The sequence below is a fragment of the Halalkalibaculum sp. DA3122 genome, from assembly GCF_043951865.1.
GTDB lineage: Bacteria > Bacteroidota > Rhodothermia > Balneolales > Balneolaceae > JAMQKA01.
In genome coordinates, this window is sequence record NZ_JBINJF010000004.1 from 1 (window position 1) to 12,162 (window position 12,162).

The 12,162-nt window shown below is 50.0% G+C and carries 9 protein-coding genes; all 9 read left to right on the forward strand.

The genetic code is table 11. From position 1 onward, the window contains the following. The first annotated feature begins 577 nt into the window (after positions 1 to 577). Positions 578 to 856 carry a hypothetical protein gene (locus ACG2F4_RS03765; protein WP_395258611.1) on the forward strand — a complete coding sequence of 93 codons (279 nt, stop codon included), beginning with the start codon at positions 578 to 580 and terminating at the stop codon, positions 854 to 856. Positions 857 to 983: 127 nt separating this feature from the next. Further along, positions 984 to 1,496 (forward strand): hypothetical protein, encoded by a 513-nt coding sequence (locus ACG2F4_RS03770; RefSeq protein ID WP_395258613.1) that lies wholly within the window; start codon positions 984 to 986, stop codon positions 1,494 to 1,496. Between the two features lie 152 nt (positions 1,497 to 1,648). Next, on the forward strand, positions 1,649 to 3,844 hold the full coding sequence (locus ACG2F4_RS03775) for a TonB-dependent receptor (protein WP_395259006.1): 2,196 nt from the start codon (positions 1,649 to 1,651) through the stop codon (positions 3,842 to 3,844). A gap of 323 nt (positions 3,845 to 4,167) precedes the next feature. After that, positions 4,168 to 5,286 (forward strand): MFS transporter, encoded by a 1,119-nt coding sequence (locus tag ACG2F4_RS03780; protein WP_395259008.1) that lies wholly within the window; start codon positions 4,168 to 4,170, stop codon positions 5,284 to 5,286. A gap of 385 nt (positions 5,287 to 5,671) precedes the next feature. Further along, positions 5,672 to 6,130 carry a methylated-DNA--[protein]-cysteine S-methyltransferase gene (locus ACG2F4_RS03785; RefSeq protein WP_395258615.1) on the forward strand — a complete coding sequence of 153 codons (459 nt, stop codon included), beginning with the start codon at positions 5,672 to 5,674 and terminating at the stop codon, positions 6,128 to 6,130. Positions 6,131 to 6,415: 285 nt separating this feature from the next. Continuing rightward, positions 6,416 to 6,889: a hypothetical protein gene (locus ACG2F4_RS03790; RefSeq protein WP_395258617.1), complete on the forward strand. Its 474-nt coding sequence runs from the start codon at positions 6,416 to 6,418 to the stop codon at positions 6,887 to 6,889. 638 nt (positions 6,890 to 7,527) lie between these two features. Next, entirely contained in the window at positions 7,528 to 7,887 is a 360-nt protein-coding gene (locus ACG2F4_RS03795; RefSeq protein ID WP_395258619.1) for a (2Fe-2S) ferredoxin domain-containing protein, read from the forward strand. 146 nt (positions 7,888 to 8,033) lie between these two features. Then, positions 8,034 to 9,644, forward strand: a complete 1,611-nt coding sequence (locus ACG2F4_RS03800) for a DUF748 domain-containing protein (protein ID WP_395258621.1) — start codon at positions 8,034 to 8,036, stop codon at positions 9,642 to 9,644. A 286-nt stretch (positions 9,645 to 9,930) separates the two neighbouring features. Then, the gene (locus ACG2F4_RS03805) at positions 9,931 to 12,156 is read left to right on the forward strand and encodes a TonB-dependent receptor domain-containing protein (protein ID WP_395258623.1); all 2,226 of its coding nucleotides are present in this window, start codon (positions 9,931 to 9,933) and stop codon (positions 12,154 to 12,156) included. The last annotated feature ends 6 nt before the right edge of the window (positions 12,157 to 12,162 follow it).

Genomic DNA, 12,162 nt, shown 5'->3' on the forward strand with positions numbered 1-12,162 from the left:
GCGCACGTACCGCCAGCAAAAATTGCACAACGGCTCATACAGGGCCAAAAACAGCTCCCGGAACGAGGACCGGTCCCCCTCACGAATGCGCCGTATCCATTCGCTTACTCGTTCATCGCAAACATCCAAGATTCCTCCATTTTTACATTATTACATCCCTTTTCATTGTCATTACAATTCAAAAAAGGGGTACCCTGTAATTTTTTTGGAATTAATTCATACAAAGTCCTTTCCCCGGCGTACAACAGGGCTGGAGGTACATTTGACGAATCTTCAATTGAATAACCAATGAATTTAGGCCAGTCACCATCTCCTTAACTTCACAGGGAGGACTATTATGCGGCTCGATCATCTCTCCACCAGCGGTTTTACCTGCACACCAAATAAATGCAATACCTCAATCTTCGATAACTCGCAGACTTGTGTGGATGGGAAATTAATATTCTGATACATTTTCATACTTCGCGTTAGCACAACTACGTTAATTATCTTAACTTTATAATCTAATCTGATTTAAAGACCGCCGATGTATAAGTGTAGACTCAAATTATGTGTCAGCCTCGCCCTGATAGCTTTTATGGCTACCGGGCTTACGATCTCTACGCTTCACTCTCATCACGACCTGGAATGGCACCATCACCACCCGGAGGATTTTGCTGACACCGGGAACTGCATCTCTACCAATACGACTCCGTGTCCGATTTGCGGTTATATATTTAAAACAGATCTGCCGTCCAATACGTCCAGCGGTATCATACGTTTTTCGTCAGAAGAGTTGACTATTGAAGGCTATTTTGACCCCATCTCTGTATTTGAGGTTGTAAATAAAGGCCGGTCCCCTCCTGTTTTCGGCTGATATATCTTTTTGAAGACAATGAACCGGTTGCCACCTGGTACTGCCAATGTTCAGCGACACGTGGCATAGCGGTGAGTATCCCATTGTTGACGAACCATATCCTATTTTACAACCAATTTATAGACCCATGAAAACCACACCATATTTTACACGTTCCCTGTTTACACTGCTTTTTTCCTTTGCCCTGCTAATAACAGCATGTGATAATCCTGCAAGTTCCGATGGCGACAGTGATCATGATGATCACTCCGAGCCATATGGCCTGGAACTAATAATGAATGGTGAAACCGTCATTGAGTACTTTAACGGCCAGGTCACCGGCGATCTCCATATCAATGAAGGTGAAGAGACCGCCCTTATTACTGTTGAGTTCCTCAACGAAGAGGGAGAACATATTCATGATGATGACCTGGATGAGGAGTACAGCCTCGGCTGGAATATTGAGAATGAAAATATTCTGGCGATCGAACAGCATGATGAAGACGGGCGCTGGAGTTTCCATATGCACGGCAAAAGTGCCGGAGCATCCAAAGTGCAGTTTCAGCTGCTGCATGGCGACCATGCCGACTTTGAAACCCCCGCTGTAACACAGGACGAGGCTATAGAAATTCATGTTGACGCCGTAAATCAAAATGAATAGCAGCGGTGGCAGCCAGCTCCATTAGCTCACAGGAATAGTTCACCGGGTAAGGCCTGTTGAACCCTTACCCGGTTATTCCAAAAAATTTACGACCCATGAGATTTTGCACCATCGCGCTTGTACTTTTTTTATTCATCGGTAGCCAAACCGTTGTGGCTTTGCCTGACGAAGAGACCGGTATATTGGCCGGCACTGTCACTGACAGAGATACGGGCGAACCCGTTGCCTTCGCCTATCTACATCTTGAAGAGATAAATCGTACCGTTACAGCCCACAGCGACGGCAGCTTTGAATTTACCAACGTCCCAACCGGCAGCTATACCCTGTCCGTTTATCGTGTCGGGTACCAAACGATCTCCCAAACCGTACGGGTAGCAGAAAACGAAACCACTGAGATAGCGGTTTCCCTGCGACCCACCGTACTGAATTCTGAAGCCGTAGAAGTGATTGCGACCGACGAGCGCGGAACCGGCTCCAGCCTCGAACACGCCTCCAAAACCATCTCTGGAACCGAATTACGGCAGGATCTGGGCACTACGCTGGCCAGCACACTCGATGAGGTGCCCGGGTTTAGTTCACGGACCATGGGTTCAGCGCCGGGTCGACCCGTTGTGCGGGGACTGGGGGGCGAGCGACTGCTGATACTTCAGGACGGTGAGCGTACCGGCGACGTGTCCGGGCAATCTGCCGACCATGCAGTAACAGTTGATCCCATGTCAGCTGAAAAGATTGAGATCGCCCGCGGTCCGGCCGCACTGCAGTACGGATCGAATGCCATCGGCGGCGTAATCAACATTGTTCGCAACCAGATAGCTACAAGCCAGCCCGATCATCTGCACGGTTCCGCCAGCCTGCAGGGTGAATCTGTCAACACCGGGGCTGTTGCGGGACTTGAAGCCAGTGCACCCCTCGGCAAAACCCTCGCCCTGAAGCTGGATGGCAATCTCCGATCTGCCCGAAATACCGCTACTCCCGAGGGCAAACTTGAAAATTCCGGTATTTTATCTACCAATAACGCATTGGGGCTCAGTTACATCCGTCCCTGGGGATATGCCGGGCTTGCCTCCAGCGTATACTTCAACAACTACGGTATTCCCCCAAATCCCGAGGGCGGACATCCCCAAGGGGTCGATATTGAGATGAGGAAATACCAGTCGGAAGCCGGTTCTGAAGTATTTCTCAACAACTCCACCTTCAAATCGATAAAAGCCGATATTTCCTATAAAAATTATTACCATCGGGAAATTGAGGCAAGCGGAGATATAGGAACAGAATTCGGCGTATTAACGGGAAACGCCTCGGTATTTGCCCGTCACGGAACCCTCGCTTTCTTCGACAGCGGGAAAATGGGTCTTTGGGGTGAAGCCAAAAACTATGCAATCCAGGGCGCCCGTACCCCCGACTCCGACTCCTACAGCCTGGCCGGATATATCATCGAGGAAAAAGATGTGGGAGCTCTGCACCTGGAGCTGGGAGCACGGTTCGATTACGTAGAAACCACCCCTGCACAGAGAGATCCCGATTCCCAAATCGGTTTTATACGAGAACGATCCTTCAGTGCACTGGCGAGTTCTGCAACCGCTATATATGACCTGGGTAACGGTTTTTTTACCGGAACCACCTGGATACACTCGTTCCGGGCCCCTTCGCAGGAAGAGCTGTACTCCGAGGGTCCCCACCTGGCTTCCTACTCCTATGAGGTGGGAAATCCCGACCTTGACCCTGAACGCGGGTTGGGCAAAGAGCTTTTTTTCCGGTACAAAACCAGTACCACCACTACCGAACTCAGCTTTTATCACAACTCCTTCGACAGCTATATATACCCGCGCAATACCGGTCAGCCCAGTGCCCGGTTTCCATCGCTGAATGTTTACCAGTTTACCGGCGTAGACGCGTTATTCCAGGGTGTAGAGGCATCCTCCCAGGTTCAGCTACTGGATTTCTGGGCGCTCTCCGGATCGCTCAGCTATACCCACGCCAGCAGGAAACTAAATAACCAGGAGCCCGGTGCCGAAGCAGGCGCCACCTGGCATCCTCTCCCCATGATCCCCCCTTTCAAAGGGTCGTTGGGCCTTAAGTATGCCAAAGGTGGATTCCAGGTGGGATCCAACCTCCGACTCGCAGCCCGGCAGACCCGGACCGGGGATTTTGAGACCCCTACAGAGGGATACGCCGTAATTGATCTTTTCGGACAATACCGGCTCCAGTCGGGAGCTGTGCTGCACACCTTTTCCCTGAACGCTGAAAACATCCTTGATACCACCTACCGAAAGCACCTGTCCAGGATCAAGGAAATCAGGCCCGAGGCAGGTTTTGGCGTTTCGCTTTTGTACCGAATCTATTTCTAGAATTCATAAGTTGCTGACGGAACGTATCCTGTTCATTTTTCTTTATATTGGCCTGATTAAAGATCCTCCCTGTCAGAAGATCGATTGAACGAGACGTTGAAAGAATCTTTGTGATGTTTTTTTCAGAATTTTTCTGTTTGTTGTTCACCATTTATGTTACTGTAACAAATAGATCTCAACCTGTTTCTTATTCTGTATGGCCTATGTGCACATTGTCACCTGCCAGCCAGGTATATTATAAAATTGACTGAAACCGCATAAAAAACGCTCGTATCACTACCGAAAAACACGTATCCCTCCTTAAAGACAAAAACCTGTATGTCATATTTGGCGTCACCCTTTCAGCCGTCATGGGAGTTGCCAGCATCGCCCCGGCCCTGCCCAAGATGGGGCGTGTGCTCGAGGTTTCCAACCAGCAAATCGGCCTGCTCATTACCATGTTTACCCTCCCGGGCATTTTTCTTACCCCTGTTTTTGGGGTCCTGGCCGACCGGATTGGACGCAAAGCAGTGCTCATTCCCTCTCTTTTCCTGTTTGGAATAAGTGGAACCGCGTGTGCATATGCCACCGATTTCAGCTGGCTGCTCATTCTGCGCTTTCTCCAGGGCATCGGCGGCGCATCACTGGGAGCGCTCAACATAACCCTGATCGGCGACCTCTACTCCGGCAACCAGCGGGCTACAGCCATGGGGTACAACTCCAGCGTGCTGAGTATCGGTACGGCCGCCTACCCCGCGATCGGTGGTGCACTGGCTACCCTGGGCTGGTTTTTCCCATTTTACCTGTCCCTTCTGGCTATTCCTACGGGCCTTTTTGTGCTGATGGTCCTGCAAAACCCGGAACCCAGCAACGGCACCACGCTGACTGAATACCTCAAGAACGTTGCTGGTTCCATTCAGTCAACAAAAGTAATCGGTCTGTTCACTGCAAACTTTCTCACCTTCGTAATGCTGTACGGCGGGTATCTAACCTTTTTCCCGATCCTCATGGATGAACGGTTTGGCAAATCCTCCTTTGTCATCGGTATTATCCTCTCGGGTTCCTCATTCGTGACGGCTCTGACCTCCTCCCAGCTCGGCAAACTTACGGCCCGGTTTTCGGAACCCAACCTGATCCTGACAGCCGCCGTCATCTATATCAGCGTATTTCTCATTATCCCTTTTACAGGCAATATATGGATGCTGCTTATTCCAATTGCTCTTTTTGGAGTTGCGCAGGGGATCAACATACCCAGTGTGCTTACCCTGTTGACGCACCAGGCGCCGACGGAACACCGGGCTGCTTTTCTTTCGGTCAACTGGACCGTAATTCGTGGTGGGCAGGCGTTGGGACCGGTGCTTCTGGGGACCATTTACGGTTTTTGGGGCATTACCGGAACATTCCTGTTTACGGCGGGACTGGCCCTATTGTTCGTGGTGATCAGCCTGTTGATGATCAAATAGAGGGTTTTGAAAATCCTAATATCCTCGTTTTGAGGGCGTTGTACTCCCGTTTAAACGATTAAAAAGATCGGTGGCACAACCACCTCCCAACAGAAGAGCAGGTTCTGCAAAAGTCCCAAATAATAAACCATGGAGATTATGAACCAGTAAAAACGACAGCCAAAAAGTTTAGTTGTTTTCCAGAGGGGATATAAAAAATTAAAACCCGGGAGTGTCCGTCCCGGGTTTCATGCTTTAGGTTTCAGCATTTAGGAGTGACTAGTTGACTAACTAGATTAGGGTCTTAGAGAGACAAACTTGAGCGCTTGTTCTATTTACAAGAGTAGTTTCATCACTTACTGTTACAAATTATTTTAATTTTTCTTCTTTTTACCTATTCTGCGACATGATTAGAGATGAATTCCATTCACCGATCGGCACTCTGCATCTGTTTGCGGAAGAAGAATGTCTAACCAAGCTGGAATTCGCCGCGGAGACCTCCGGCCGTCATTCATCCCTCCCGGTACTGGAGCTGGCACGGGGTCAACTGCAGGAGTATTTCAATGGCGAACGGTCCCGGTTCGATCTTCCGATCAAACCCGCGGGCACTGGATTTCAGCAGCGGGTCTGGGAAGCGCTTTCCGATATACCGATGGGCAAAACCGTAACATATCGTCAGCTTTCAGACGCACTGGGCAATCCCAATAGCGTTCGTGCGGTGGGCCGCGCCAATGGACAAAATCCGATCCCAATTATTATTCCCTGCCACCGGGTAATTGGCGCCGGGGGAACACTGGTGGGATATTCAGGAGGCATTGAACGAAAGAAATGGCTTCTACAACACGAGGGAGTCCTGCTGATATAAATGGGGCCGATGAAGAGAAGGGCTTTTCCCTGAAATTACATGATCATCCCGTTTTGGTTGGGTAACTCTATCAAAAACAGTATCATGCTACACAAAATTACTTCCAGGGGATAAGATAAAATCGCTATATTAACCAAGAGTTTTGCAAAAGGGTTATTTTGCCCAATACCAGGGTTTCGCCCATTCGTTCAGGCGTTTATCCAGGACTAGCCCGGGTTTCAACACTCTCAGCATAATAGAGACAAACAAGATCATTTATCAATTTAAAACTAATCATTCAAGACTATGAAAAAGATAGCCTCTGTCGCTCTGCTAATTTTTACGTTAACCGTCATCTCGCACACTGCACACGCCCAGAATGACGGTATTGGCCTGGGCGGTATGATCAACGGTCCCACAGGTATTAGCTATAAAGCGTGGCTAAATGAGGATATGGCACTTTCCGGCGGAATGTCGTTCAGTATTGGCGACCTTTCCACATTTTACATGCATACCGATTTTGTGGTCCACGGCAACGGAGAGGGCAACTTAAATTTGGAATCGGGACTTATGCGCCTTTACTACGGGTTTGGCGGCCGCATTGATTACAATGATGTTACCGATGATGTTGATTTCGGTATTCGGTTTCCACTCGGATCAAGCTACCAGTTTGAAGCGGCCCCGGCTGATGTATTTTTTGAGCTGGCACCGACTATACTGTTCAACGATTTCAATTTTGGTCTCAACGGGGCCCTTGGATTTCGTTACTACCTGAATTAACAGTCGAAGAGGACCCAGTTAGTCGCTGTCACCTTGTTTGAGGCGGGGGGAGTTTCTGGACTTGTGGCTGCCAGGAATTTAAATTTTATCCACTCCGGCCTGTGGATTTATGAGTCCCCCCCTGGTAAACGCAGCGGAAGTGCCGTTCCGCTATTTGTGACTTGTTATTCGCTATAACAGATACCTAATCTCCGGCAACGGCTTTTTTTAGTTGTACAAAATGAACAGGGAAAGAGGATGAAGAGGCCCCAACAAGGAAGCTGGAGACTATTCTTCACAATGGAGATGTCCCTTTTGGCTTGATCCAAAAGGGACAAAAAGATCAAGAAGAATTTAACTCCTCGGGGCGGATCGCGCACCGTCCGCTGCTCAGATGAGGTGCCCGTCCCTCGTCAGACAGAAATTTTTCCGGTCTTGGACATGATGCTATAACTCGTTCATACGATCTCCCCTTCGAAATTCATTATTCTTCAATCTATATTCCTCATTCCCCACGCCCTTCGCCAGACAAAAAGTATTGCGGCTGGGACAGCCTTGTGGATCGTCAATATTTACTGTTAATTCCATTGCATTACCTCCGAACTCACTACACTGAAGGAGTTTCACGACCAAATTCACGTTAAGATAAAAATGCTGACATGAGCAAGCAGGCACGGGAAAAAGCGAAAGAGTTAAAAGTTGATTCTATTGAACGGCATATCTTTCTGTGTGCTGATCAAACCAAGCCCAAGTGCTGTAAAAAAGAGATCGGACTCGAATCGTGGTCATTTTTAAAAGAAAGACTGAAGGAGTTAAACCTGGATGGTAAAGGCGGCATCTATCGCACCAAAGCCAACTGCCTGCGGATATGCAAGCGGGGTCCCATCGCCCTGGTCTACCCCGATGGAATCTGGTACCACTCCTGTACCCCCGACGTGCTCGAACGCATTATCCAGGAACACCTCATCAATGGAAAACCGGTCCGGGAGTACATGTTTTTTGAACATCCTCTCCCCTGAAAGAGCTGCTCAGTCTCAGGAAATTCTTACACGCATCCTTTCATCATGTTTGGCAGTTGGACTAATTTAGTAATAACTTCCATCTGACGTGTGTAAGACGGAGATGTCTGTCAACCAACTGTTGAACCACCTTTATATCCTCAGGTATGCCGGAATCGAGCCAATATACCGACCACGGATCGTTCAAATCCTGGATATTTACTGCCGCCGCCTTCCTGATCCTCTTGGCAATTGTGGTTTTGGGAGCACAGAGATACCTGGAGTATTATCTTGAAAAGCAGATGAAGGAAATAGCCGGCAGCCGATATGTACTTCAAATGGATGATTTACATGTCAACCTTTTGAACCGGGACGTAACGGTATCAGGAATAATCTTGCGCCCCGCTTCGCCGTCAGATGACTCGGCACATTTTGCTCCAACTCGAGTTCACGCTATACACCTCGATAATGTTGGACTCCTCCCTTACCTGCGGAACGGAATGTTTAGAATTGAAGACATTTCGATTGACCGGCCTTCCATAAACCTGAGAGGCCGCGTTCGCCGCCCAGACTCCACCGAAAAAAAATGGTTAACCGAATTATCGAACCACCGGCTGCCTCCCATCCAGGTACAGCATTTCGGCATTACCGATGCCAGCATACAGCTGTGGCACCCGGCAGACAGCTCCCTCGAGGCCGCTGTAAAACAGCTCGATATACAGCTTGACCAAGTCACCCTCGATTCCGCGACAGCGGCCGATCCCCCCTTTATCCGGTACCGGTCGTTGCATATCCGTGCCCAACAACTGCAAAGCCAAACTCCGGAAAATTTTTATACTTTCAGCCTGGATAGCCTGTTCATCTCCAGCAGCGATTCCTCCCTCACCATGAACTCGCTTGCTGTTACCCCCCGTTATCCCAGGTACACATTTGCGGAGCATCATGGGTTTGAAACCGACCGTATCGACCTGGAAATATCCCGAATCGACATTGTGAAACCGGATCTTTCAACAATTTTCAGGAACAAGCTGCAGGCACAACATGTGCTGGTTAATGGCGCCAAAATGGAGATATTCCACGACAAGCGGATGCCCTTTCCTGCAAAGCCGCATCGCCCCCTTCCCCACCAGGCCCTCGACACCCTTTCAACGGGAATCGCAATCGATACGGTTTCAATCCTTGATTCATGGATAACATATTCCGAACATCAGCCGGAGGCCTCCAGGGCCGGCACCATCACATTCGGAGATCTATCAGCGTCGATCACCAGCCTTGCAAATCAGGCTTCTCTCAGAACCAGCCGGGAAGCCATAGAATTGTCAGCCCAAACCAGCATCATGGATGCCGCTCCCCTGCATCTCCGGGCCACCTTTCCCCTGGATCAACCCAACCGCCATACCCTTGAAGGAACCCTGGGAAAAATGGAGATGGACGAACTAAACCCTGTCCTGGAGCCCCTGGCATTTGCGAGAATCACTTCCGGCAGAATCGATTCCATGCGGTTCGCAATGGAACTGGCCCCGGGCTCAGCTACCGGTTCTGTTATCATGGCCTATAATGGACTCAACATACAGATGCTTGACCGCGAGGATATTGAAACGGGTGCCAGCAACGAGCTTCTCTCCCTCCTGGCCAATATGCTGAAAATAAAATCTGACAACGACCGGCTTCCCCTCCGGGAAGGGACCGTATCGTTTGAGCGGGATCCTCAAAAATCGATCTTCCACTACTGGTGGAAATCCCTGCTGAGCGGGTTGAGGAACAGCATCGGACTCTAGGAGCCTGCCGGCCTCTACCGCCAGCCGACTGGCAGGCATTACCTCCCGCAACTCTGTCAAAAAATCCCCAAACGGAGGAAAACTTCTTCCGGCCCCGATCAATCAATCTTTTGTGATAAATGCAGTCAGGCTCTTGCATAACCTGATATTTTCCTGCCCACGTTTACAAAGAACCAACCGGGTGCCAACAACAGATATCGTTTGAATAAAAATATTTTTAGCTTTGACTAAAATTAAATATTGCCTTAACTTTATTACAACTAATCGCGGCTAATGCAGGTACAAAATGGTACGAATACTGGTTATACTGCTTTTCACTATTCCGTTATCAATATATGGGCAATCCGGATCCGGCACTATCAAGGGACAGGTCTTCAATGAAGGAGAGCCCGTAACAGGAGCCAATGTTGCCATTCCTGAAACTCAGCAGGGAGCAGCCTCGGACGAGCTGGGTAACTTTCTCATCCGGAATGTGAGTCCGGGAACCTATACCCTTGTGGTCTCGGCCGTCGGGTACCAGGAATACAAGCAGGAGTTAGTTCTCGGTGCTTCGGAGGTCATTACGGTCGATATCCAGCTGGAACCAAAGACGGAGCAGTTTGAAGAGGTCGTCGTTACCGGAACCATGCGAAAAACGTATGTCAAGGAATCACCGGTAAAGGTGGCTGTGGTCACGCCGCAGCGGTTGCAGCAGGGAAAAACAAGCTCCAACATCATGGATCTTATCAATACCGTGAACGGCCTGTCAACGCAGCTCAACTGTGGAGTTTGCGGCACCAATGCGATCCGAATAAACGGCGTGGAGGGTCCGAATACGGCCGTGCTTATCGACGGGATGCCCATTATGGGTGCCCTGGCATCTGTATACGGACTTAATGGCATCAGTCCCACCATCATCGACCAGGTTGAAGTCATAAAAGGCCCGCAGTCCACGCTTTATGGCACCCAGGCACTTGGCGGCGTAGTGAATATTATTACGAAAAATCCGGCTGTCACACCTCCCTTTTCGGCTGACCTTTATGTCAAAAGCACCGAGGAGGGGAACATAAACCTGGCCGTATCCCCAACAGTTGGACGCTTCAAAGGCTTTATAAGTGGAAATGCGCTGCGGATGGAGAACTATTTTGACAAAAATGACGACCAGTTCAATGATGTGGCCAAAAATTCGAGGCTCTCTCTTTTTGGAAAAGGCACGCTAGAAGGAGCCGATGGAGAGGAGCGACTCAACCTGGCCACAAAACTATATAACGAGAATCGAACGGGCGGTGTCAAGGCCTATTCCGATAAACTGCGCGGTTCCGACCAGGTTTACGGGGAATCGATCTACACACGGCGGGCAGAATTACTGGTCGACTATCGCCCACCGGGACTGAATCAGCGCCTGCAGTTCAATGGCGCCCTGACCCATCACGACCAGGACAGCTATTACGGGACCGAACATTATGATGCCCGCCAGGAGATCATCTATGGGCAGGCTACATGGAGCCAGCCGCTCTCTGACGATTTGCACCTTCTGGCAGGCGGTACCCTCCGTTATGAGGCCTACGATGACAATACGCCTGCCACAACGGGAGGAGCCGAGCGCCGTTTTATTCCCGGAATCTTTGCCCAAAGCGAGCTATCGCTGGGTCGCCTTACCCTGCTTGGGGGAATCCGCTTTGATCATCAGCGGGAACATGGAGTTGTCACCGCTCCCCGGCTCTCGGCCAAGTATGCTCTTTCGGAGCAAACCACCTTCCGTGCCAGCGGGGGCACCGGATTTCGCGTAGTGAATGTCTTTACAGAAGATCATGCCGCACTGACCGGATCGCGTGAGGTCGTCTTTACCGAAGACCTTGACCCGGAACGTTCGCGGAGTGTTACGGCCAGTGCCGAACATATCATTTCGTTTGGTGCCAATCCCATGACCCTTGGGATGGATCTTTTCCATACCCGCTTTTCGAACAAAATTATCCCCGACTATGACCAGGATCCCAACCTGATTGTGTATGAAAACCTGGATGGCTTTTCGGTCACCCGCGGCTTCTCGGTTGATGCCGACCAAAATTTTACCGCATTCCCTTTCAGCTACAACATAAGTTTTACCCTCATGGATGTCTTTACGGAAGAAAACGGGCAGCGCCAGTCCCTGACGTATGCCCCCGACTACACCGGAACGTTTGGCGCCACGTACACCTTGCGAAAGCTCGATCTGTCGATAGGGTATACGGGCAGCCTCGTGGGTCCCAAGCGCATGCCAGACAGCTACGTCGAAAATTTCGGACGCGATCGCTGGTCGCCCGCTTACACCACCCACGACCTGAAGTTCACCAAAGAGTTTAGCAATGTAAACAGCCGCAACGGAATCGGCGTTGAGGGCTACCTTTCGATAGAAAATATATTAGATTTCAGGCAGGGCAGCCCCCTAGTGGACGCCGCCCGCCCGTTCGGACCACAGTTTGACACGATCTACACCTGGGGCCCGCTCGTTGGACGCACCTTTTCCCTTGGGATGCGTCTCAACCTGAGATAAAGGGCA

Bases quoted from the DNA above. Each gene is read 5' to 3' on its own strand.
- ACG2F4_RS03765 (WP_395258611.1), top strand. From the start codon at position 578: ATGGCTACCGGGCTTACGATCTCTACGCTTCACTCTCATCACGACCTG.
- ACG2F4_RS03770 (WP_395258613.1), top strand. From the start codon at position 984: ATGAAAACCACACCATATTTTACACGTTCCCTGTTTACACTGCTTTTT.
- ACG2F4_RS03785 (WP_395258615.1), top strand. From the start codon at position 5,672: ATGATTAGAGATGAATTCCATTCACCGATCGGCACTCTGCATCTGTTT.
- ACG2F4_RS03790 (WP_395258617.1), top strand. From the start codon at position 6,416: ATGAAAAAGATAGCCTCTGTCGCTCTGCTAATTTTTACGTTAACCGTC.
- ACG2F4_RS03795 (WP_395258619.1), top strand. From the start codon at position 7,528: ATGAGCAAGCAGGCACGGGAAAAAGCGAAAGAGTTAAAAGTTGATTCT.
- ACG2F4_RS03800 (WP_395258621.1), top strand. From the start codon at position 8,034: ATGCCGGAATCGAGCCAATATACCGACCACGGATCGTTCAAATCCTGG.
- ACG2F4_RS03805 (WP_395258623.1), top strand. From the start codon at position 9,931: ATGGTACGAATACTGGTTATACTGCTTTTCACTATTCCGTTATCAATA.